General features: G+C 61.7%; 20 protein-coding genes and 2 pseudogenes. 18 read left to right on the top strand and 4 right to left on the bottom strand.

Annotation, left to right across the window (positions count from 1 at the left end; translation table 11 throughout):
- Positions 1 to 683: 683 nt before the first annotated feature.
- From B6S01_RS17950 to B6S01_RS17940, 3 genes are all read right to left on the bottom strand, one after another.
- Positions 684 to 2,951: a nitric-oxide reductase large subunit gene (locus B6S01_RS17950; protein WP_025549136.1), complete on the bottom strand. Its 2,268-nt coding sequence runs from the start codon at positions 2,949 to 2,951 to the stop codon at positions 684 to 686.
- Positions 2,952 to 3,029: 78 nt separating this feature from the next.
- Positions 3,030 to 3,494 carry a cupin domain-containing protein gene (locus B6S01_RS17945; protein ID WP_004212697.1) on the bottom strand — a complete coding sequence of 155 codons (465 nt, stop codon included), beginning with the start codon at positions 3,492 to 3,494 and terminating at the stop codon, positions 3,030 to 3,032.
- Positions 3,495 to 3,751: 257 nt separating this feature from the next.
- On the bottom strand, positions 3,752 to 4,210 hold the full coding sequence (locus B6S01_RS17940; protein WP_004212699.1) for an Rrf2 family transcriptional regulator: 459 nt from the start codon (positions 4,208 to 4,210) through the stop codon (positions 3,752 to 3,754).
- 109 nt (positions 4,211 to 4,319) lie between these two features.
- Between B6S01_RS17940 and B6S01_RS17935 the strand changes: the two genes are divergently transcribed.
- From B6S01_RS17935 to B6S01_RS17855, 16 genes and pseudogenes are all read left to right on the top strand, one after another.
- Positions 4,320 to 4,757 (top strand): group III truncated hemoglobin, encoded by a 438-nt coding sequence (locus tag B6S01_RS17935; RefSeq protein WP_004212701.1) that lies wholly within the window; start codon positions 4,320 to 4,322, stop codon positions 4,755 to 4,757.
- Positions 4,750 to 5,025: a DUF1971 domain-containing protein gene (locus B6S01_RS17930; protein ID WP_004212703.1), complete on the top strand. Its 276-nt coding sequence runs from the start codon at positions 4,750 to 4,752 to the stop codon at positions 5,023 to 5,025. The genes B6S01_RS17935 and B6S01_RS17930 overlap by 8 nt, the downstream gene beginning before the upstream one ends.
- Positions 5,026 to 5,065: 40 nt before the next feature.
- Positions 5,066 to 6,277 (top strand): NO-inducible flavohemoprotein, encoded by a 1,212-nt coding sequence (hmpA, locus tag B6S01_RS17925; protein ID WP_004212704.1) that lies wholly within the window; start codon positions 5,066 to 5,068, stop codon positions 6,275 to 6,277.
- A gap of 12 nt (positions 6,278 to 6,289) precedes the next feature.
- Entirely contained in the window at positions 6,290 to 6,751 is a 462-nt protein-coding gene (locus tag B6S01_RS17920; protein WP_004212706.1) for a hypothetical protein, read from the top strand.
- 249 nt (positions 6,752 to 7,000) lie between these two features.
- Positions 7,001 to 7,789: a YbaY family lipoprotein gene (locus B6S01_RS21755; RefSeq protein ID WP_025549134.1), complete on the top strand. Its 789-nt coding sequence runs from the start codon at positions 7,001 to 7,003 to the stop codon at positions 7,787 to 7,789.
- Positions 7,790 to 8,134: 345 nt separating this feature from the next.
- Positions 8,135 to 9,778 carry a cytochrome-c oxidase, cbb3-type subunit I gene (ccoN, locus tag B6S01_RS17905; protein WP_004212708.1) on the top strand — a complete coding sequence of 548 codons (1,644 nt, stop codon included), beginning with the start codon at positions 8,135 to 8,137 and terminating at the stop codon, positions 9,776 to 9,778.
- 3 nt (positions 9,779 to 9,781) lie between these two features.
- Entirely contained in the window at positions 9,782 to 10,534 is a 753-nt protein-coding gene (gene ccoO, locus B6S01_RS17900) for a cytochrome-c oxidase, cbb3-type subunit II (RefSeq protein WP_004212709.1), read from the top strand.
- 15 nt (positions 10,535 to 10,549) lie between these two features.
- The gene (locus tag B6S01_RS17895; RefSeq protein WP_004212711.1) at positions 10,550 to 10,720 is read left to right on the top strand and encodes a cbb3-type cytochrome c oxidase subunit 3; all 171 of its coding nucleotides are present in this window, start codon (positions 10,550 to 10,552) and stop codon (positions 10,718 to 10,720) included.
- Positions 10,711 to 11,588, top strand: a pseudogene (gene ccoP, locus B6S01_RS17890) (cytochrome-c oxidase, cbb3-type subunit III). Before B6S01_RS17895 ends, ccoP begins: the two are co-directional and overlap by 10 nt.
- Before the next feature lie 198 nt (positions 11,589 to 11,786).
- Positions 11,787 to 12,605, top strand: coding sequence for a DUF2189 domain-containing protein (locus tag B6S01_RS17880; protein WP_004212715.1), 819 nt, complete (start codon positions 11,787 to 11,789; stop codon positions 12,603 to 12,605).
- A 2-nt stretch (positions 12,606 to 12,607) separates the two neighbouring features.
- Positions 12,608 to 14,869 (top strand): heavy metal translocating P-type ATPase, encoded by a 2,262-nt coding sequence (locus B6S01_RS17875; RefSeq protein ID WP_004212717.1) that lies wholly within the window; start codon positions 12,608 to 12,610, stop codon positions 14,867 to 14,869.
- Entirely contained in the window at positions 14,866 to 15,075 is a 210-nt protein-coding gene (gene ccoS / locus B6S01_RS17870; protein ID WP_004212718.1) for a cbb3-type cytochrome oxidase assembly protein CcoS, read from the top strand. Before B6S01_RS17875 ends, ccoS begins: the two co-directional genes overlap by 4 nt.
- A 39-nt stretch (positions 15,076 to 15,114) precedes the next feature.
- Positions 15,115 to 15,240: a hypothetical protein gene (locus B6S01_RS21950; RefSeq protein ID WP_004212719.1), complete on the top strand. Its 126-nt coding sequence runs from the start codon at positions 15,115 to 15,117 to the stop codon at positions 15,238 to 15,240.
- Between the two features lie 97 nt (positions 15,241 to 15,337).
- Positions 15,338 to 16,508: pseudogene (locus B6S01_RS17865) on the top strand (IS3 family transposase).
- Positions 16,509 to 16,823: 315 nt separating this feature from the next.
- The gene (locus B6S01_RS17860; protein ID WP_004212722.1) at positions 16,824 to 17,231 is read left to right on the top strand and encodes a single-stranded DNA-binding protein; all 408 of its coding nucleotides are present in this window, start codon (positions 16,824 to 16,826) and stop codon (positions 17,229 to 17,231) included.
- Between the two features lie 116 nt (positions 17,232 to 17,347).
- Positions 17,348 to 17,893, top strand: coding sequence for a PepSY-associated TM helix domain-containing protein (locus tag B6S01_RS17855; protein WP_004212723.1), 546 nt, complete (start codon positions 17,348 to 17,350; stop codon positions 17,891 to 17,893).
- A 207-nt stretch (positions 17,894 to 18,100) separates the two neighbouring features.
- Here the strand turns inward: B6S01_RS17855 and B6S01_RS17850 are convergent, their stop codons facing one another.
- Positions 18,101 to 18,667, bottom strand: a complete 567-nt coding sequence (locus B6S01_RS17850; protein ID WP_004212724.1) for a TetR family transcriptional regulator — start codon at positions 18,665 to 18,667, stop codon at positions 18,101 to 18,103.
- 69 nt (positions 18,668 to 18,736) lie between these two features.
- Here B6S01_RS17850 and B6S01_RS17845 point away from each other — a divergent pair, with 69 nt between their 5' ends.
- Both B6S01_RS17845 and corA read left to right on the top strand, forming a co-directional pair.
- The gene (locus tag B6S01_RS17845; protein ID WP_021245217.1) at positions 18,737 to 19,567 is read left to right on the top strand and encodes an SDR family oxidoreductase; all 831 of its coding nucleotides are present in this window, start codon (positions 18,737 to 18,739) and stop codon (positions 19,565 to 19,567) included.
- Positions 19,568 to 20,016: 449 nt separating this feature from the next.
- The gene (gene corA / locus B6S01_RS17840; RefSeq protein ID WP_004212726.1) at positions 20,017 to 20,985 is read left to right on the top strand and encodes a magnesium/cobalt transporter CorA; all 969 of its coding nucleotides are present in this window, start codon (positions 20,017 to 20,019) and stop codon (positions 20,983 to 20,985) included.
- Positions 20,986 to 21,036 lie beyond the last annotated feature (51 nt).

Genomic DNA, 21,036 nt, shown 5'->3' with positions numbered 1-21,036 from the left:
CGTTCGAATATTCGCTGAATGCAGAGAGTCGGCCCCTTTTCATCCATGGATCCCGATTCAAGAAACGTTTCTAAAGTCAGAATTCAGTGATCAGTGGATTCGATCTCCGTAAGGAGCGGGGTGGGAGCACATAACCCTGACCGGCGAAGAATATCGCTGGCCAAAATTCTTAGCGTAGGATTTGGTCCCCTCCTGGAAACGCACCATGATCGCCATGTGCGGCATCGAGCGCGTCAGTCGCATTTGCGCCCGATGCCAACTGTCATGGATCCGTCCAAGCTGGTGACGGGGCGCGAAACGGCGCGGCAGTTTTTGCCCTTGCGGGGACGCCGGAGGGCTTTGCGCTCAGAGGCTGTCATGCACACCTGTTCATACAGCCATTATCAGCAAAAGCTTGCCCATCGACGCGCACGCGGCGCCGGTAACGGGATTGGTACCGAGACTTTTCCTCCGGCGATAGCGACTGGAATGAACAGTCCCGTGAGCCGGGCGGCATCTGAGCAATCGCGGGCGAGGATAGAGCAGCCATCGACCCGGCTGCCAGACCTGCGAACAGAAGTTTGGTGCGCATGGACAAAAGGTTCACCGAAACTCGCATCCAAGTGTGGCGTTTGTCGACAGAACGTGGCTAGCCCACGAGCAAGGGTTGGCTGGGACTGCGCGGCATCGGACTCCTCGATCGATCACTGTGCAATTTGCGCCTCGCTGTCGTCAGACCGGGGTCTGAGCCAAAGACTGGCGACAAACCAGGCGAGCGCTACCGCCCCGGCAGAAAAGACGATATCTCCAGGAACCCTCAGCCACACCAGCAGATCGACCACCGGTTGCTGCATGAACTCGGCCGAGCGAGCGTACCAGTAGCCCTTGTCAATCGCGGCGGTCAGCTGAAGCGTACCAAGTGGCAGCAAGGTCAGGAGCGCCATCAACGCAAGGCCGATGTTGAAGCACCAAAAGCTCGTCTTCAGCACGCCTTCGTTCCAGATCAGGTTCGGCAACATGCCACGCAGGCAGAACAGGACGAGCCCGACGCCCAACATGCCGTATACGCCGAACAATGCGGTGTGTCCGTGCAGCGGCGTCAGATTGAGACCCTGCATGTAATAGAGCGACAGCGGCGGATTGATGAGGAAGCCGAACAGGCCTGCTCCGACGAGATTCCAGAAGGATACCGCCAGGAAGAACATGACGGGCCATTTATAACGCTGCATCCAGGGTGTCGCGCTGCTCAGCTTCCAGTGTTCATAAGCTTCGAAGCCAATATAGGCGAGCGGCACGACCTCGAGCGCTGAGAAGCTCGCGCCAAGCGCCAGCACCGCGATCGAGGTTCCCGCGAAGTAGAGATGGTGCAACGTTCCCAGCACTCCGCCTGCCATGAAGATGATCGTGGCAAACAAGACGGCGACCGTGGCGGTGGGTGTCGGAATGAGGCCGAGGCGCGTGAAGAGGAAGGCGATGACCGCGGTGGCGAACACCTCGAAAAAGCCTTCGACCCACAGATGGACCACCCACCAACGCCAATATTCAATCATGGAGAGCGCTGTATGCTCATTCCAGAACAGCCCGGCACCGTAGAAGAGTCCGATGGCTACGGCGGATAGGAAAAACAGCATCGTGATGTGGCGGGATTCGGACTTCTCTTTGAGCGCAGGCCAGAGCGCCCGGCCGACGAGCACAAGCCAGAGCATCAGGCCGATGAAGAGAAACCACTGCCAGAAGCGCCCCATATCGACATATTCCCAGCCCTGGTGTCCGAACCAGAAGTTCCTCTCCAGTCCCAGTTTCTGCATCACCGCGAGCCATTGCCCGGCAAAGGAGCCCACGACGATAATCAGGAGGCAGGCCCAGAGGATGTTGGCACCCAGAGCCTGGAACCTCGGTTCATGGCCCGAGATCGCAGGAGCTATGTAGAGGCCCGTTCCCAGCCAGGCTGTCGCGATCCACAGCACGGCAAGCTGCGTGTGCCAGGTGCGGGTGATCGAATAAGGCAGGATCTCGGCCGCTTCATAGCCATAAACCAGCTGCCCCTCGACCTGATAGTGGGCCGTCATTGCACCCAGCATGATCTGCGCGAGAAACAGTGCGAGAACGACCCAGAAATATTTGGCTGTCGCCCGCATCGAAGGCGTCACCGCGATCTCGCGCAGCGGATCTTTCGCGGGGAGGTCGTGCTCCTTCTCCCTTCGTCCGTGCGTCACCGCATGGTGCCAACCCAACAGCGCGATGCCGGCAAGCAGGAAGGTGACGCTGAAGGCCGACCAGATGAATGTACTTGATGGTGGGCGATTCCCGACCAGCGGCTCGCTCGGCCAGTTGTTCGTATACGTTGTCGTCCGCCCTTGTCGTTCCGTTGTGGCCGCCCAGGCCGTCCACCAGAAGAAGGAGGTCATGGCGGCTCGGTGCCCTGCGTCGGGGACCGTATCGTTCTTCATGGCATAGTTTTCGCGCAGCTCGGCCGTGGCGGGGTCGTTGCCGAACAGATTGACGTAGTGCTTTGCCACCCGCTCGATTGCCACCGCGCGATCGTTGCTGATCGTGATGGTATCCGTGCTCGCTTCAAACGTGTTTCGGCGCATTTCCGTTTGCAGCCGCCGCTGGAGGAGCGCCTTGTGTTCCTCGTTTAAACTCTCAAAGGCGCCGCCCAGATCCCGCTGTGCCCAGAGATCGAGAAGTGCCAGTGATTCCCGGTGCAACCAGTCGGCTGACCAATCGGGCGCTACGTAGCCGCCGTGTCCCCAGATCGAGCCCAGTTGCATGCCGCCCATAGATTGCCAGACCTGGCGGCCACGCTGCATCTCGGCACGGGTGAAGACGGTTTCGCCGTTTGCGGTCACGACCTTGGCGGGAAGCGGCGGCGCCTGAATGCTGATGTCGCGGCCAACCAGAAGCAGGACGGCAAAAGAGACTGCCAGCAATGATAGAAGCCAAATCCAGAGCTGACGTGTTCGATCCATGGTTCTCCCCTATGGGCTACGAGGCGGTACAGCAAAGCGACTAGCGCGCTGCGCGCCGTGCCATCATGCCGCCCGTGATCAATTCTTCCTGGGGGCAGGCTGATCCGATTGAACGACCGGACCGCCTTCCGCTTCCCACCGGTCGACACAGTCGCAATCGTCATAGGCATCGACCGCCAAGGTCTCGGCGCCGGCTTTTGCCTGTGATCCTTCTACAGGCGGAAAGAGGATCGTCAGAAGCAGCACAGAGTTTTCCGCGCCCTTGACCGAGTGCGGCGCGCCTCCTTCGAGATAGACCCACTGGTTACGCCGCAGTTCGATCGAGCTTGCGCTGAGCTCGACTTTCACATGGCCCTCGAGGCAATGCAGCATGATGCTGCCCGGCACCTGATGCTGGCGCATTTCGGTGCCGCTCGGGATCACCAGCCGGATGGTTTCGAAATGGTCCGCCTTCACGATCGCTGTGGAATGTTCTTCATGTGTCGTCACGTTCTCGGGCAAGAGATCGACGACTTCTCCGGGCGCTGCGTGGTGAAGGGCCATATCGTTCAATTCCTTTCCGTGTTCGTGGTTTTATGATTGGAGCAAGACGGGCAAGCGGACTGCCGCGTGCGGTCCGGCTTGGAGCGTCCAGCGCGCAATACCTTTACCCATCGCGCGCCGATTTGGAGTCCTGCGGCGATCCATGACCGCGACGCGCGGCGACGACCGTCAAAGGGAGCGGGATCGACCGGTTCACCACATTCTGGACAGAACATGTCACGTTCCTCCTTTTCGGCTTCGATGCGCCAAGACGTCAATCATCCATCTGGCGCCGCAGGGGTTTCGAACCGATCGGCCGCGTTACGCTCGAAGAGCGACGCGAGATCTCGCCGCTTCGTCAGCAGGTCGGCAAGCGTATAGCGGTCAAGTACCGCCAGGAACGCGCCGAGCGCCTCCTTCAGCACGCCCGTCAGCCCACATGCAGGCGCGACCACGCATCCGCCGCAGTCAACGAGATCGAAGCCGTCCTCGGTCTGGCGTATGAGTGCGCCGATGTTGATCTCTTCGGGCGGCCGCCCCAGGCGGATGCCGCCCGACCGTCCACGCACACTCTCCACATCACCACTGCGTGCGAGTTGGTTCACCACCTTCATCAAGTGATTCTGCGAGATTCCGTAGGCCTGCGCGACCTCACCGATCGAGCACAGGCGGTCAGGCCGCGCGCCCAGATAGAGCAGCACGCGCATCGAATAGTCGGTGAACAGGGTCAGTTTCATGGGGCGTTCCCACTCTCTTCCTCAGCTCGTCGCATTAAGATGTATTCATCTTGCATGTTTTCAGGGAAAAGTATAGATGCATTCGGGATACATGATTGGAGTCGGGCGAATGACCGAGCTGGAACTGAAGGATGAGGCGCTCAAGCAGCTTGTCGACGCCTTCTACGCGCGCGTTCGCGCAGATGCCGACCTGGGGCCGATTTTCAACGACGCGATCGATGACTGGCCGGAACATCTCGAAAAGCTGGCGGCGTTCTGGTCATCCGTCATGCTCGCCAGTGGCCGATACAAGGGCCAGCCCGTGCCAGCGCACCTGAAGCACAGGTCGAGGATAACGCCAGCGCTTTTCGACCGCTGGCTCGCGCTGTGGGACTGTACGACAAACGAGATGATGGCGCCCGACGCAGCTGCGGCTCTGCAGGCGAAAGCGAAGCGGATTGCCGAGAGCCTGCAGCTTGCCATGTTTTTTCGGCTCGATCGGCCAAGCGTCGCTGACGGCGAGGCCGGGTCCATTCATTGCGAACGGCGAGTACCCACCCATGCCTGACATTCTACCCTATCGTTCGACGCCGGTGTTCGATCAGGACACGCTCCCGGCCGCCCTGCGGGCACGCCATGATACCAAGGCGGGTGTCTGGGGTTTGATCCGCGTTCTGGAGGGTGAGCTTCGGCTGACCTATCTCGATCCACCGTCGGAGGTTGTCCTGACGCCCGAACGGCCCGGATTGATCTTGCCGCAGCAGCCGCACTTCGTGACGCCCATCGGCGCCATGAAAATGCGGGTCGATTTCTATGATCAGCCGCCCGGCGCCTGATCGCCGGGAAACTCGAATCCCTTCCAACAAGGAGAAGTTTATGTCGCAGCCCCTCAGCGATCAGACCATCGCGCTCGTCAAGGCGACGGTCCCCGCGCTCGAAGCGCATGGTCTGGATATCGTGCATGAAATGTATTCCAGGATGTTCCAGAACCCGGACATTCGCGATCTTTTCAACCAGTCGCATCATGGTGACGCCGGTTCGCAGCCGCGCGCGCTCACCGGCGCCATTCTCGCCTATGCCAGCAATATCGACAATCTCGGCGCGCTGGCTCCCGCGGTCGAGCGCATCGCGCAAAAGCATGTCGGTCTCCAGATACTGCCGGAGCACTATCCGCACGTCGCCGAAGCACTGCTCGGTGCGATCAAGGCGGTGCTGGGCGATGCGGCGACCGACGAAATCCTCGGGGCCTGGGGGGAAGCTTACTGGTTTCTCGCCAATATCCTGATCGCGCGGGAACAGCGCGTCTACACCGAACAGAAGGACGCGGCCGGCGGCTGGAACGGCTGGCGCGATTTCCGCGTCGAAGACGTTGTGCGCGAAAGCAGCGTCATCAATTCCTTTGTCCTTCGCCCCGTCGACGGCGGCCCCGTCATGCGCCACAAGCCGGGCCAGTATCTTACCTTCTGGCTCGAAATTCCCGGACATCCGCCGGTCAAGCGCAACTACTCGATTTCGGCCGCCGCCAATGGCGAAACCTATCGCATTTCGGTCAAGCGCGAGCCGCAAGGGCTCGCGTCGGGCTGGTTGCACGACGAGGCGAAACCCGGGACGATCCTGAAGGTGGCCGCGCCTGCTGGCGAATTCTTCCTCGCCGATCATGTCGAACGGCCGGTCGTACTGCTGTCGGGCGGCGTGGGCCTGACGCCGATGGTGGCGATGCTCGAAGCCCTCGTTCAGAACGGCGCCGAAGTGCCGGTTCATTACATCCACGGCACGCATGACCGCGACACCCATGCGATGCGCGACCATGTCCGCGCTGTGGCGAGCCATGGCCAATCGATCGCGATCACCGATTTTCACCAGACCCCGCTCGAGGATGAAACAGAGGGCAGCGACTACGATGTGGCCGGCATAATTACCGATGAATGGTTGGTCGCCAGCACACCGGTCGCACAAGCGGACTATTACATCTGCGGGCCGCGTCCGTTCCTGCGTCATGCGGTCTCGACCCTGTCGCTGGCGGGTGTGCCGTCGGACAGGATCCACTATGAGTTCTTCGGCCCGGCCGACGAACTGCTCGCGGCCTGAGGGAGCGGAGGCATGGACGACATCATCCTGGCCCGGGCCGTTCATGTCCTGGCGGTCCTTGTCTGGATCGGCGGCGTGGCGTTCGTGACGCTTGTGGTGATGCCGTCCGTGCGCGCCGCCAATCCGCCGGCGGAGCGGCTGGCGGCCTTTCATCGACTGGAGGGGCGCTTTGCGGCGCAGGCGCGCATCTGGGTGCTATTGGCAGGACTGAGCGGCTTCTGGATGATCTATCGCGCGCAGATGTGGGACCGCTTTTTCGATCTTCGCTTCTGGTGGATGCATGCGATGGTAGGGCTGTGGGCCGTGTTCGCCGCGATGCTTTTCGTGATCGAGCCGCTGTTTCTCCACCGCCGAATGATGACATCGGTCAAGCCCGCCGCAGATTTTGCCCGAATGGAGACACTTCACCGAATATTGCTGGGTATCGCGGCTGTCACGGTTCTCGGCGCAGTGGCGGGAAGCCACGGGTTCTAGACTGCGCTTTTCGTGTGGTTCCAAAATTCAGTGGCTGTCTCCCAAGAGGGGATCAGATATCCGCCGGGGCCGCCCGCGCCAATCCAGCCCAATCTTCCGCCCGCCATCGGACGTTCGTGGTTCGGAACCATCCTATGCGAAGTCGATTCCCACAGGACTGCCGCTCGAAGCCCTCCCATTATTGCCGATGCCATGGGTTCCGCCTGACCTGCTCTCTTCCGCTCCAATCGCACAGCAAAGTGAAACGCCATGTTCAACAAGCCATTCACAGCCGTACTGGCGATGACCATGCTCGCGCTCGGCGGCTGCGCGACAGGCGCGCGATACGTCGATCCCCAAGCCCCCATTGCGGAGCTGAGAGACAAGGTCGTAACCGGCAACGCATCCTATCGACAGCGCATCGCTCTGCCCGCCCGCGCGAAATTCAACGTGAGACTGCTGGACGTTTCGCGCGCCGATGCGAGATCGGTGATCATTGCCAAGGAAACGCGCGAGACAGCAGGGCAGCAGGTTCCTTTGCCATTTTCGATTAGGGTGAAGGAACAGGACTTGAAGACCAACATGCGTTACGCAGTCCGTGCGACGATTACCGATCCCGAGGGCAACCCGATATGGACCACGGATACGGTTCATTCGGTCGATCCCACGCGGTTCGAGCAGGATCTGGGGACGCTCAATATGGTTCGCGTTGGTGACCGCCCGGCGGCTTCAGGCTTGATCGGCCCGCAATTCAAGGTGGAGGACATCAATCAGACCGGTCTGATCGACAAATCCAATGTGACGGTGCAGTTTTCGCAAGACGGCCGAGTGAGCGGATCGGCCGGCTGCAACAGGTTCACCGGCGACTATTCGATCGAGGAACAGTCGCTTCGGATCGGACGGCTCGCCGTGACGCGCCGGGCTTGCGTGCCGGCGCTCGGGAACCAGGAAACCAGGTTCCTGGCCATTCTGCAGGATGTGACCTCATGGTCCGTCAACAGCAATGGGTCAGTGCTCTTCCGTGCCGACGACGGACGATACCTGGCGGCGATACGCTGATTCGACCGCAGTATGCTGAAGAGCGGCTGCCGCTCAGTCCTGACCGATCGGAGACGGAGGTCGAGCCAGTCTTGGACACAGGCTTAACGGTCCAAGAGCTTGATCGGCAAAAGTCCATTGCGCCGTCGCCAAACACAGGTTCAAATTCGGCCGCGATGCGTGGCGAGCGACGCTGACCACTGATTTTTTGGTGTTTACCGCGGGAGACGGCAGGGCAATAGTTGGGAACTTCCGTCCGACCCGCGTGTTGCTGGTTCGGCGCGAGCTGTGTTCCCATCGGGAGCGAACCTGCTGCTGCGCTGTCAGCCCGTGGCGATGACCGATGAGGGGGGAAATAGATCGGCCATGATACTGACCTTGACCGAGACCGAACGCCAGATCGCGCTCGCCATTTCCGTTGCCGTCGGTCTGTGCGGCCTCGTTCTCGCAGCGGCAGGCAATCAGGACACAATGGAAATCCACGGCTGGCTGATCCTGGCCATTGCCGCCATTTGCGCCATCATCGTAATCCGCGGCATCTGGGGACCGGAACCGCCAAAATCCCGTTTGCAAAGCTACTATGACGAGCCCATCAAGGCCGGCATCATCGCCAGCATGGCTTGGGCGGTGGTGGCGATGTTCGTGGGGGTCTGGGTCGCCGCGCTGCTGGCATTCCCTGACCTGACGTTTGACAGTGCCTGGGCGAGCTTCGGCCGCTTGCGACCGGTGCACACCAGCGGCGTGATCTTCGGCTTTGGCGGCAACGCGCTCATCGCCACCTCGCTGCATGTCGTGCAGCGGACCTCGCGGGCGCGTCTTCCCGATCAGCTTTCGGCCTGGTTCGTGCTGGTGGGCTACAACCTGTTCTGCATCCTCGCGGCCAGCGGTTATCTGCTCGGGGTTACCCAATCGAAGGAATATGCCGAGGCCGAATGGTATGCCGACATCTGGCTGGTGATCGTCTGGGTGACCTACTTCATCCTCTACATCCGGACGCTCGCACGCCGCAAGGAACCACACATTTATGTGGCCAACTGGTACTTCATGGCCTTCATTCTCGTCGTCGCGATACTCCATATCATCAACAATCTCGCGATTCCGGTCTCGCTGGGCCATGCGAAGAGCTACACCATCTGGTCGGGCGTCCAGGATGCTATGGTGCAGTGGTGGTATGGTCATAACGCCGTCGCCTTCTTCCTGACGGCGGGCTTCCTGGGCATGCTCTATTACTACCTGCCCATCCGGGCCCAGCGGCCGATCTTCTCCTACCGTCTCTCGATCCTGAGCTTTTGGGGCATTACCTTCTTCTACATGTGGGCGGGTTCCCACCACCTTCATTATACCGCCCTACCGCACTGGGTTCAGACGCTGGGCATGACCTTCTCGGTGATGCTCCTCGTGCCGTCATGGGCTTCGGCTGGCAACGCCTTGCTAACATTGAACGGCGCCTGGCACCGCGTGCGCGATGATGCGACGCTCCGCTTCATGATGGTCGCGGCGGTGTTTTATGGCATCTCGACCTTTGAAGGTTCGTTCCTCGCCATCCGGCCCGTCAATTCGCTTTCGCATTACACCGACTGGACGGTTGGCCATGTTCACGCCGGCGCGCTCGGCTGGGTGGCGCTCATCACCTTCGGCTCGCTCTACACGCTGGTGCCGTCCTTGTGGAAGCGCGAGGCGATGTATTCGCCCGCCTTGGTCGAGTGGCACTTCTGGCTCTCGCTTGCCGGCACTCTTGTCTACATTTTTGCCATGTGGAACTCGGGCATCATCCAGGGCCTGATGTGGCGGACCTATACGGAGGAAGGCACGCTAGCCTACTCCTTCCTGGATTCGCTCAGAGCCATGTATCCCTATTACATCGCGCGTACGCTCGGCGGCCTTCTGTTCCTGATCGGTGCTGTGATCGGCGCCTACAATATGTGGAGGACCATTCGCGCCGCCTCGGCCCAGGCGCCGTTCGAAGGCGACGTCCCGCTACAGGCCGCGACGGCGGCGGGGAGGGCCTGAGCCGTGGCGGAACTGTTTCATCGCAAGCTCGAACGTTCGGCGATCGGCTTCGTGCTCGCCATCATCGCGGCTGCCAGTGTCGGCGGCCTCGTCGAGATCGCTCCGCTTTTCACGATCGACGAGACGGTCGAGGAGGCGCCAGACATGCGGCTCTACACGCCGCTCGAACTGGCGGGGCGAAACATCTATGTGCGCGAAGGATGCTATGCCTGTCACAGCCAGATGATCCGGACGCTGCAGGACGAAGTTGAGCGCTATGGTCCCTATTCGCTCGCGGTCGAATCCAAATATGACCATCCGATGCTCTGGGGTTCGAAGCGCACCGGACCCGACCTCGCCCGCGTTGGCGGCAAATATTCCGATTTCTGGCACGTCGCCCATCTGACCAATCCGCGCGATGTGGTGCCCGATTCCAATATGCCGGCCTATCCCTGGCTGGCGCGGACGCCCTTGCGCCTCGCTGATCTGCCCTTGCACCTCAAGGCGCTGCGGGCCGCGGGGGTGCCCTACACCGATGCCATGATCGAGAATGCGAGCGTCGATGCCTTCGACCAGGCGACACCGGAAAGCTCGACCTCGTCCGGTATCACCGAGCGGTATGGCGAAGAAACGCAGGTTCGCGTGTTCGACGATGTGGCGACCGAGGTCACCGAGATGGACGCGCTCGTCGCCTATCTTCAGGTTCTCGGCCGGCTGACCGACGTGCCGTACAAGAATACGGCCGCGCCGCAGAAGCCGCCAGAGCCGGTGAAATGACATGAGGAGGCAGGCATGGACATAAGCCACGAGGCTCTTGTTGCATTCTCGAAAAGCTGGGGGCTGTTCTACCTCATCGGTCTGATGATCGGTGTCCTCATTTATACGTTCCGGCCGTCCAATCGTGGCAAGTTCAACCGAGCCAAACAAAGCGTTCTCGATCAGGACGACAAGCCATGGACGTAGAGCGCGATCCCGTCAGCGGTCATGAAACGACCGGCCATGTCTGGAATGGCATCAAGGAGCTCGATACGCCGGTCCCCAAGGGTGTGCTGATTTTTCTGATCGTCACCCATCTCTTCGCTTTCGCCTGGTGGATTCTCATGCCGACTTGGCCCTTGGGCGACACCTACACCAAGGGAATTCTCAACATCGACCAGCGCACCTCGGTCGAAAAGCACCTGGTCGATTCGCAGGCGGGACGGGCCGACTGGATAAAGCGGATCGAAAGCGAGAACCTCGAGCAGATCGCGGCCGACCCCCGGCTCATGACCATCGTGCGTAGCACCGGCCACCGGTTGTTCGGCGACAACTGCGCCGCCTGCCACGGCATTAATGCCAAGGGGGTTATGGTTATCCCGATCTGACCGATGACGACTGGATCTGGGGCGGCGACCTTGAGACGATCGCGCAGACCATGCGCGTTGGGGTCAATGTGGAGCATCCGCAGGGGCGCGTCTCGCAGATGCCCTCGTTCGGACGCGACGGGATACTCGATGCCGATCAGGTCAGTCTGGCGGCCAACTATGTCTACGCCTTGTCGCATCCCAAGTTCGTGACGAATGCCAATCGGACGTCGATTGTATCGGGGCGCGAGGTCTTCATGGCCAATTGCGCGATTTGCCATGGCGAGGATGCGCGCGGGAAGCGCGATGTCGGCGCTCCCAATCTGACGGACGCGCGTTGGATCTATGGAGGAGACATCGATCAGATCGTGGAGACCGTCCATGGCGGACGCCAGGGGCATATGCCGACATGGGACGAGCGGCTTACGGACTCGGATATCAAGATATTGGCGCTCTATGTTCATTCGCTGAGCGCGCCTCAGCGATGACGGCCATGCGATCCCGATCCCGGTGGCTGGTCTGGACGCTGGTGGCAGCAGGCCTTTTGCTGTTCGTTCTTGCGAACGCGCATTTTTTCTACGTCGCCTTTCGCTCGCAGCCCGAATGCGTGGGACATTTGAAGGAACGCGCGAACGGGAGCGGGCAGTATCGCGCGGCGAAATCGGCATGCTGAAAGGTAGCGGGACATGAGCGATAAAAGCCCCTCTTATGGCTTGCTGAGCCAGACCTCGGGCATCGAGGAGACGAAGAGCGCGCGGTTTCAGCGCCATCTTCCCGCTTCCATCGGCTTCCAATGGCTCAAGGCCGGATGGCAGGATCTTTTCCATCGGCCGATGCCGAGCCTGGCCTACGGTCTGGGCATTTTCCTTCTGTCTCTCGCTGCTGTCGCGATGCTCGCGCTGTATGGCCGCGACTATATTCTTTTTCCCGCGCTCGCCGGCTTCATGATCATTGCCCCGCTGCTGGCCATCGGACTCTATGAGAAAAGCCGCAACCGAGAAGCGGGACGCGATACGTCGCTGCGCGAAATGCTCCTGGTGAAACCGGCGGCGGGCCCGCAGGTGCTTTTCACCGGGGTCCTGCTCAGCCTGCTGATGCTACTGTGGATGCGATCCGCGGTGCTCATCTATGCGTTGTTCTTCGGCGTGCGCCCCTTTCCCGGCCTGCCTCACATAACCGCCTTCCTGCTGACCGAGCCGGTGGGATGGATTATTCTCGGCGTCGGCACGGCGGTGGGCGGCCTGTTCGCCTCATTCGCTTTTGCGATCAGTGTTTTTGCCATTCCGATGCTCCTCGATCGCAAGGTCGATGCGCTCACGGCGATGGGAACAAGCACGGCGCTCGTCTGGAACAACCTTGCGCCGATGATCGTCTGGGGCGCCATCGTCCTTGCGCTTTTCATACTCTGCGCGGCTACGGGCTTGATCGGCCTCATCGTCATCTTCCCGTGGCTTGGACATGCCACATGGCATGCCTATCGCGCGGTCTCAGACACGCAGGCCTAGACATGGCCAGCCATGCCATGCCTGCCGTCCAGGCGCCGACATCATTGACCGGGCAATCGGTCGATGAACTCATCTTCGCCAGCCAATCGCTGGATGACGGAACGATGAGGACGCAACTGTCGGTCCCGACCGCGCATTGCGGCGGATGCATGGCGAAGATCGAGCGCATCCTTGGTAACCTCGAGGGCGTCGTAGCGGCTCGGGTCAATCTATCGACGCGGCGTGTGACCGTCACATGGCGGCAAGCGCAAACCGCGAGTGCACCGCCTTTGCTGGCAACGCTGAACGAGGCGGGCTTCGAGGCAAATCTTCTCAGCCAACCGGACGAACGCGCCGATCCCGAAAAGCGCCGGCTGATCGTCGCGACAGCGGTCGCCGGCTTCGCGGCGATGAACATCATGCTGCTTTCGGTGTCGGTCTGGTCAGGCGCCGACCCCGCTACGCGGCAGCTGTTCCATCTCATCTCGGCGCTGCTCGCGCTTCCCGCGGTATTCTTTTCGGGGCGCATCTTCTTCTTGTCGGCATGGTCGGCATTGCGCGCGGGACGCACCAATATGGATGTGCCCATCTCGATCGGCATCGTCCTGACACTGGGTCTCAGCATCTACGACACGCTGCATTTCGGACGCCATGCCTATTTCGACGCGGTCGTGACGCTGATCTTTTTCCTGCTTGTCGGACGAACGCTCGACCATGCCATGCGTGACAAGGCCCGTTCGGCCGTGCTCGGGCTGACGCGAATGACGCCTGCGGGCGCGAATGTAATCGGCACGGATGGATCGCGCGCTTTTAGACCGCTCGAGGATGTCTCGGTGGGTGATGTCATCCTCGTCGCGCCAGGCGAGCGTGTTCCGCTGGATGGTCTTGTCCTTGCGGGCGAGGGCGATCTCGACACTGCCGCGGTCACGGGCGAGGCGATGCCGGTGCCGGTACGACCGGGAAGCACGCTCGTTTCGGGCATGCTGAATCTCAATGGTTCGCTCAAGGTGCGTGTGACCAACAGCCACGCGCGGTCCTTTCTATCCGAAATGGTGCGAATGATGGAAGCGGCCGAGCAGGGCAGAGCACGCTATCGCCGTCTCGCCGACCGTGTTGCGGCCTATTACTCGCCGATCATCCATTCGCTGGCCTTGGCCGTGTTTGCCGGGTGGTTCCTTGACACAGGCGATTGGCATCGGGCGCTGACCATTGCCATTTCGGTGCTCATTGTGACCTGTCCCTGCGCGCTTGGTCTCGCCATACCCATGGTTCAGGTCGCCGCGGCGAAGCGCTTGTTCGAGCACGGCATCGCGCTCAAGGATGGAAGCGCGCTCGAGCGGCTTGCACAGGTCGATACCGTGATTTTCGACAAGACCGGCACGCTCACTCATGGCGATTTGCGAGTGAGCAAGATCGCCATCGATGAACCCTATCGCGCAATCGTGATGGCGCTGGCGTCGCGTTCCAACCATCCCGTCGCACGCGCGATTGCCGCCAACGGCGGCGCCTTGTCCGGCCTCGATCTGGACAGTTTTTCCGAGCTGCCGGGCCGGGGTTTGGAGGGCCAGCGGAACGGCCATCTGTTTCGCCTGGGGCGTGCCGATTGGGCTTTGAATCCAGGCACGGGCGAGAGTGGCGGTTTCCAGACCGTGTTCTCGGTCGATGGTGAGCTTGCCGGCCATTTTGCCTTCTTGGACGTTGAAAAGACGAGTGCGCGGGAAGCGGTGGCCAAGCTTGACGCGCTTGGGCTGCCTATCGAACTGCTTTCGGGCGATCACATTGCTTCTGTGTCGGGGTTCGCGAACGCGATCGGTATCGCCCACTGGCGTGCCGGATTGCTGCCGCAGCATAAGGTGGAGCGGCTTCAGGCGCTGGCGGACAGTCAGCGCCTGACCTTGATGGTGGGTGATGGGCTGAACGATGGACCGGCACTGGCGGCGGCGCACGTTTCGATGGCTCCTTCCAATGCCGCCGACATCGGTCGGGCGGCCGCGGATATTGTTTATCTCGGCCAGGATCTCGATGCGGTTCCGCGCGCTGTGCAGATCGCGCGCGCGGCCCGGCAACGTGTCCGCCAGAACCTGGCGCTTTCCGTCGGTTATAACCTTTTGGTGATTCCTGTGGCCATGGCGGGCTATGTCACCCCACTGCTTGCTGCCGTCGCCATGTCGCTTTCGTCGATTTCGGTCGTTGCGAACTCTCTGCGAATTCCCGCAGCACGCGGATCACGGCTTAGCAGGCGAGCGCCGGCACCGACCCTCGTTCCCCTGGCCGCTACCCGATGAGCGGGATCCTGTGGCTGGTGCCGGTCGCGCTGCTGATGGGCCTTGCTGGGCTGGGCGCCTTTCTTTGGTCGATGCGCACCGGGCAGTATGATGATCTGGATGGAGCGGCCGAGCGAGTCGTGACCGACGCCAAGTCAGACCAGCCTCTTGTCGAACCTGATGATTGGCGACCCGAAACCGAGGGCGAGGCAAATCGTTTGCGATAAGGATGGTGGTGTGGACACCATTGGGCAAAGGACGAAGTGATGATGCAGGCACCGAGTTGGAATTGGGTGGGCGTCCTTGCCTTCATCTGCGGGGCGGCGGTCATCATTCCCAGCCTTGTCGCGCTTGCACTCAGTCTTGCCGCTGTTGCCCGAAACCTCCTGTGAGGCTGGCATCGGTCTGACGGAGGGATAGTGGTCTACCTTGGAAAAACTGGTCCAATTCTGAAGAGAGCCCATTTGGGCATGAGAATTGGAGAAATGTATGGGACGTCAGAGGTTTACGCCGGAGCAGATCATAGCGAAGCTGCGTGAAGTAGAGGTGATTGTGGGGCGAGGCGGCACAGCGGTGGAGGCTTGCCGCCAGATCGGGATCGCGGAGCAGACGCTATATCGGTGGCGCAAGGAATATGGCGGGCTGAAGGTCGACCAGGCGCGGCGAATGAAGGATCTGGAGCGCCAGAATGCGCGGCTGAAGAAGCTGGTGGCCGACCTCGCGCTCGACAAGGCGATCCTGCAAGAGGCGTCGAAGCTGACTTTTTGAGTCCCTCCCGTCGCCGTGAGGCGATCGAGCAGATCCGTCGCGCGTTGCCGGTATCGGAGCGACGGACCTGCCGTGTTCTGGGCCAGCATCGTTCGACACAGCGCCATCCACCGAAGGATGATGCCGACGAGCGGCGGCTAACAGCCGACATCATCGCGCTGGCCAAGGACTATGGCCGGTATGGCTATCGCCGCATCCATGTCTTGCTGGGCCAGGCGGGCTGGCAGGTCAGCCTGTCAGTGGTTGAGCGTATCTGGCGGCGGGAGGGTCTTAAAGTGCCGAAGCGGCAACCGAAACGGCGGCGGCTCTGGCTCGGCGACGGATCGTGCATCCGGCTGCGCCCGGAGCATCGCGGCATGTGTGGTCCTACGACTTCGTCGAGGATCAGACGCACAACGGTCGCAAGTTCCGAATGCTCAACATTATCGACGAGTTCAGCCGGGAATGCCTGGCGATGGTGCCGCTGCGGCGCTTCCGGTCGAACGACGTGATTGACGTGCTGACCGATCTGTTCATCGAGCATGGGCCGCCCGAGCATATCAGATCCGATAACGGCCCCGAGTTCGTCGCTAATGCGGTGCGCGAGTGACTCGGCAGGCTTGGCGTCATTACCCTCTATATCGAGCCCGGCAGCCCATGGGAGAACGGCTATATCGAAAGCTTCAATGCCCGTCTGCGAGATGAACTGCTCAACGGCGAAATCTTCTACAGCCTTGAGGAGGTGCGGATCGTCACCGGCTGGTGGCGCGATCATTACAACCGAGCACGGCCCCACAGCAGTCTCGGATATCGACCACCGGCCCCGGAGACGATCAAGATGCCAGCCTGGCCGCTCGGCTCCGCTACGCTCCGCCTCCCGCCCAGGCTGGTATCAGAGGCGCAGATCAACTAACTACACAACCGGACCAGTCATTGCGGGCAGTCCATGTCCTGAGCTCGGCCCATCGCGATGTTGCGACATGGCTCTGCCGTTGCCTGGCGCCGAGGGAAAGCGCCCTCCGCCTGACTGATCCCCTAAGCCCGGACGGTTGCCGTGGGGCAACCCCCGCGGTGCCGGACCGGGTTGTCGCTCGCGCGCCTGCCCGCACCACTCCGGCCCTTGTGGGTCGGGTCGCCGCTTGCGCGTCGATGCCCTCGTCTCCCGCCGGTCTTGGCCGGGTCTCGTCGGAGGGACGGTCCCTCGGACGGAAGCAACGGAGATTTGATCATGCAGAACATCGTCATTCTTGCCGGCAATATCGGCATGGATCCGGAGAGCCGCACCACCCAGGGCGGGACCCGCATCACCCACTTCACCCTGGCGACCTCGCGTCCCCGCTATTCGGAAGGCAAGGTCGTTCGCGATGAGAAAGGCTACCGCGTCCAGGACACCGAATGGCATCGGATCACCGCGTTCAATGGCCTCGGCAAGACCGTGCAGGAGCATTGCACCAAGGGCATGAAGCTGCTGGTGCGCGGCCGCATCCATTACAGCGAATGGACCGATGGCGACGGCGTCGAGCGCTACGGCACCGAGATCATCGCCGAGACGATCGACTTCCTCAGCCGGGCGAAATCGAAGTCCGACGAGGCCGGCGACCCTGATCCTGAGCTCGACGACGACGTGCCCTTCTGACCCCCGGATCCCCGCGCGCTTGTGGCGCGCGGGGGCATCCAGCGGCGAGCCGGATTTGCCATAGCTCGCGAGGGATTTTGCAGGCGGGGGCGTCTGCACTATCCGCTTTCCGTCGCATGGGATCGAAGATCGCATGCCACACCGACCTCAACGAGGCCACGCTCAAAAATACGCCGCGCGGTCCGATATGGGTCCTCAAGGCGCGGGGCGGAAGCGAAAGCTGGTGGAACGCCTACACTGGCGAAAATGTCGATGAGATCAGTCTGGCAGACGCTCGGCGCTATGCTCTGATGTCCTACAAAGGATCCGGCAGGCTGCAGGCGGTCGACTATCAGGAAACGGCGCCCGAGGAAGCGCAGGTCGGCGGGCCGCTGTGGCGCGCCAGCTTCGCCGACAAGGAGCATAGTCGCCTCTATCTGGATCCGTTCACCGGAGAGGTGCTCAGTCGCCGTTCGGACCTGTGGGACTTCTATGATTTCTTTTACAAAATCCATATCATGAACCTTGGCGCCTCGCGCAGTTACAACCATCCACTGATCGTTGTCGCTGCATCGGCGACGTTGCTCATCGTGGTCACCGGGATCGTCATTCTGTTTTATCGCCTTGCGAAGGATCTCAAACGACTGCTGACGAAACGTCGCGCATCAAGGCCTGCGACCTGAGGTCATCGCGCTGCGACGGGCTCACTTGCCGATCCACTCCGGTTCGGCTGTGGCCGCGCAATTCTGATCGTCGCTCGGCCCGCCGTGCCCACGGGCAGCGCGAGCAGATGAGCCGCCGTATCTTAGCGGTCGGGTAATGTCGCGGGGTGCGATGGAGCTTGCTGTGTCCTGATCGGCGCGCGGGCGGGCAACGCGCGCCTCGCACGATCACACGCGCAGCAGTCGCCCCACCGCCCGCATGATCGTCGCCCTGCGCGCCGCATGCTCGGTAGCGTCGCGTGCGGCTCCGGTCATGCACCAGAGCTGGGTGAGGGCGGCGACAAGCCGGACGACGTCCATGGGCGTGAAGTCGGCGACGATCCGCCCCTCGGCCTGCGCCGCTGCGATCCCGTCCAGCTTCTCCCCGAGAAGGACCTCGCCGGCCGGGAGCATCAGAACATCCTGGCCACGCTCCAAATGATGCCAGGTCAGCAGCCTCCACAAGCGCGGGCGCTCGACCAGCAAGTCATAGGTGCGCCCCGCATAACCCTCAAGATCATTGGGATCGAAGCGATCGGCCTGCGCCGCGTCCATCACTTCCTGCGTCAGCGCGGCATCGAAGAGCGCCTCCTTGTCCCCGAAATAGGTGTAGAGCATCGGCTTGCTGATACCCGCCGCCTGCGCAATGCGATCGATCCGCGCGCCCGCCAGCCCATGGGACGCGAACTCCTCGGTCGCTGCAGCCAGGAGCGTCTCGCGGCTCTGTGCGGCATTCCGCCTGGTTCGTTCCTTCATCACACCTCCCGGCATTGACGCATTCCACATATGAAGTTACCTACCAGTTGGTAATATATGGAGCAGCATATGTCCAATCACTGGTTTCTCACGGGCGCGTCCAGCGGCATTGGCCGCCATCTGGCCGAACTGATCCTGGCCGCGGGCGACGACCTTACCGCGACGGCTCGCAGGCCCGAAAGCCTCGACGACCTTGCGGCGAAATATCCGAGCCAGCTGCGCGTCGAAGCGCTCGACGTCACGGTCAAGGACGATATTGCTGCGGTCGTGGCCCGGGCGCAGGCGCGTCGACCCGTCGATATTCTGGTCAACAACGCCGGCGGCGGCGTGATCGGCGCCACCGAAGAGATGTCGGACGCCGAGGTCGAAGGCCAGATCGCGCTCAATCTCATGGCGCCCATCCACATCACCCGCGCCTTTGTCCCCGCGATGCGCCTGCGCGGGAGCGGCCGGATCATCCAGATCTCCAGCGCCAGCGGTCAGGGCTCGCTTCCGACGAGCAGTCTCTATCATGCGGCCAAATGGGGCCTGGAGGGCTTCAGCGAATGCCTCCGCCAGGAGCTTGAACCCTTCAACCTGTTCGTGACGCTGATCGAGCCGGGTGGCGCGCGCACCAGCTTCAGCCACAACCTGCAATTCGCCAGCGAGATCGCCGCCTATCGCGATACGCCCGCCGGCGATATCCGCAAGATGTTCGAGACCGCCGGAAACGAGCTCTACACGCTCGACCCGCAAAAGATCGCGCAAGCGATCGTCGATGTCGCAACCAGCGACCATCCGCCGCTGCGCGTGACTCTGGGGGGTGACGCTTTCGGCGTTGTCCAGGCGGCGCTGCAATCGCGGCTCGCCTTTCTGCAGTCCCAGGAAGCGCTCGCGCGCTCGGTCGCTTTCGACAGTTGAGCTTTCCCGTCTTCCAGCTTTCGTCTCCGCGCGGTGCGATGCGCCTCACCGGGGCCCGGCAACCCCTGTCGTCAGCGCCGCTATCCGATACTTAGGTATAGCCATCCGACACGATTGCCGAAGCGCCAAACGGGCAATCGCTTGGTACCATCGCAAGAGAGGAAAACCTTCGCGGTCGCCAATCAAGGGTGCGCGGACCTTCGCAGTCTGCGTGCCCTTGATGTGGCAGCGCGCCGCCCAGCCACGCGCGTCATGAACGGGAGCGGCCTTCTGCGAAACCCAACGCTCCGCCGCATCTTCTATAAGCTCTCGCTCGAATTGCTGCGCGCCGCCTTCGTCTTCCTGCGACTGGGGTTAAAGGGCGAGGCGCGCCTGCTTGTGCACGCGTCTCAATGGGCGAGGCACACGGCTTCCGGTCGCCGCCGCAGGTGGCGGCACCGGAAAGTGCCATGAGCGTCGTCGCCGCCTTTCTTTATCACGAGGGCAAACGGCTGCGGCCGGTGACCCTGATCGATCCGGCGTGCGAGCATATCGCCAAGGATGACTTTGTGTGGATCGGCCTCTCCCAGCCCAGCGAAACAGAACTTGCCGACATCGCCGGAAATTACGGCCTTCACCCGCTTGCCGTGGAAGATGCCGGCAACGGCCACCAGATTTCCAAGCTCGACGTCTACGGTGACCAGTTGTTCATCGTCGCCAGGACGGCACATCTTGAAGGCGATCATATCGCCTACGGCTCCACCGCGATTTTCCTGGGCAAGAATTTCCTCATCACCGTTCGGCAGGGTTCGGCACGCTCGCACAGCGAGCTTCGCGCGCATCTCGAAATCACGCCGGACCTGCTGCGCGAGGGCCCGGACTATGTGCTCCATGCCATTCTGGACTTCATCGTCGATGGCTATTTCCCGATCGTCGAGGCGATCGAGGAGGACGTCCTCAAGATGGAGCAGCGCATGCTTGCAGCCTTTCTCACCCGCGAGGAGGTGACCCGGATTTTCACGCTGCGGCGTGAGCTCGTCCGCTTCCAACGCGTGCTCGGACCCATGCTCGAGGTCGGTCGCAAGCTGGTGAACCTGCAGCTTCCGCGGCTTGATGAGGCCTCCAAACCCTATTTCCGTGATTTGCTCGATCACATGCTCCGGGTTGAGAGCGCCATCACCGGCATCCGCGACATCCTGATCTCGGTGTTCGAGGCGAGTCACCTGCTCGAACAGCAGCGCCAGGGTGCGATCACGCGTCAGCTCGCCGCCTGGGCCGCGATCCTCGCGGTGCCTACCGCGATTGCCGGGATCTACGGGATGAACTTCGAGAATATGCCCGAACTGAAGACGCAGTGGGGATATTTCGTCATCCTCGGCGTCATCGCTGCGGTCTGCATCGGACTCTACATCCGGTTCAAACGCAACCACTGGCTTTGACGTCGCTGACCGCTGTCCACATCGCGCAGGGCTGAGGCCGCCGGGGGCAGG

The sequence above is a fragment of the Sphingobium herbicidovorans genome, assembly GCF_002080435.1.
GTDB classification, from domain to species: domain Bacteria; phylum Pseudomonadota; class Alphaproteobacteria; order Sphingomonadales; family Sphingomonadaceae; genus Sphingobium; species Sphingobium herbicidovorans.
Note: the sequence above shows the minus strand (reverse complement) of the source record. Positions and strands in the feature narration are given on the sequence as shown.

Excerpts from the sequence above, each read along its gene's own strand:
- ccoS (WP_004212718.1), top strand. The coding sequence starts at position 14,866 with ATGAGCGGGATCCTGTGGCTGGTGCCGGTCGCGCTGCTGATGGGCCTT.
- B6S01_RS17930 (WP_004212703.1), top strand. The coding sequence starts at position 4,750 with ATGCCTGACATTCTACCCTATCGTTCGACGCCGGTGTTCGATCAGGAC.
- B6S01_RS17895 (WP_004212711.1), top strand. The coding sequence starts at position 10,550 with ATGGACATAAGCCACGAGGCTCTTGTTGCATTCTCGAAAAGCTGGGGG.
- B6S01_RS21755 (WP_025549134.1), top strand. The coding sequence starts at position 7,001 with ATGTTCAACAAGCCATTCACAGCCGTACTGGCGATGACCATGCTCGCG.
- B6S01_RS17940 (WP_004212699.1), bottom strand. The coding sequence starts at position 4,210 with ATGAAACTGACCCTGTTCACCGACTATTCGATGCGCGTGCTGCTCTAT.
- B6S01_RS17950 (WP_025549136.1), bottom strand. The coding sequence starts at position 2,951 with ATGGATCGAACACGTCAGCTCTGGATTTGGCTTCTATCATTGCTGGCA.
- B6S01_RS17875 (WP_004212717.1), top strand. The coding sequence starts at position 12,608 with ATGGCCAGCCATGCCATGCCTGCCGTCCAGGCGCCGACATCATTGACC.
- B6S01_RS21950 (WP_004212719.1), top strand. The coding sequence starts at position 15,115 with ATGATGCAGGCACCGAGTTGGAATTGGGTGGGCGTCCTTGCCTTCATC.
- B6S01_RS17860 (WP_004212722.1), top strand. The coding sequence starts at position 16,824 with ATGCAGAACATCGTCATTCTTGCCGGCAATATCGGCATGGATCCGGAG.
- corA (WP_004212726.1), top strand. The coding sequence starts at position 20,017 with ATGAGCGTCGTCGCCGCCTTTCTTTATCACGAGGGCAAACGGCTGCGG.
- hmpA (WP_004212704.1), top strand. The coding sequence starts at position 5,066 with ATGTCGCAGCCCCTCAGCGATCAGACCATCGCGCTCGTCAAGGCGACG.
- B6S01_RS17845 (WP_021245217.1), top strand. The coding sequence starts at position 18,737 with ATGTCCAATCACTGGTTTCTCACGGGCGCGTCCAGCGGCATTGGCCGC.
- ccoN (WP_004212708.1), top strand. The coding sequence starts at position 8,135 with ATGATACTGACCTTGACCGAGACCGAACGCCAGATCGCGCTCGCCATT.
- B6S01_RS17935 (WP_004212701.1), top strand. The coding sequence starts at position 4,320 with ATGACCGAGCTGGAACTGAAGGATGAGGCGCTCAAGCAGCTTGTCGAC.
- B6S01_RS17945 (WP_004212697.1), bottom strand. The coding sequence starts at position 3,494 with ATGGCCCTTCACCACGCAGCGCCCGGAGAAGTCGTCGATCTCTTGCCC.
- B6S01_RS17850 (WP_004212724.1), bottom strand. The coding sequence starts at position 18,667 with ATGAAGGAACGAACCAGGCGGAATGCCGCACAGAGCCGCGAGACGCTC.
- B6S01_RS17880 (WP_004212715.1), top strand. The coding sequence starts at position 11,787 with ATGAGCGATAAAAGCCCCTCTTATGGCTTGCTGAGCCAGACCTCGGGC.
- B6S01_RS17920 (WP_004212706.1), top strand. The coding sequence starts at position 6,290 with ATGGACGACATCATCCTGGCCCGGGCCGTTCATGTCCTGGCGGTCCTT.
- B6S01_RS17855 (WP_004212723.1), top strand. The coding sequence starts at position 17,348 with ATGGGATCGAAGATCGCATGCCACACCGACCTCAACGAGGCCACGCTC.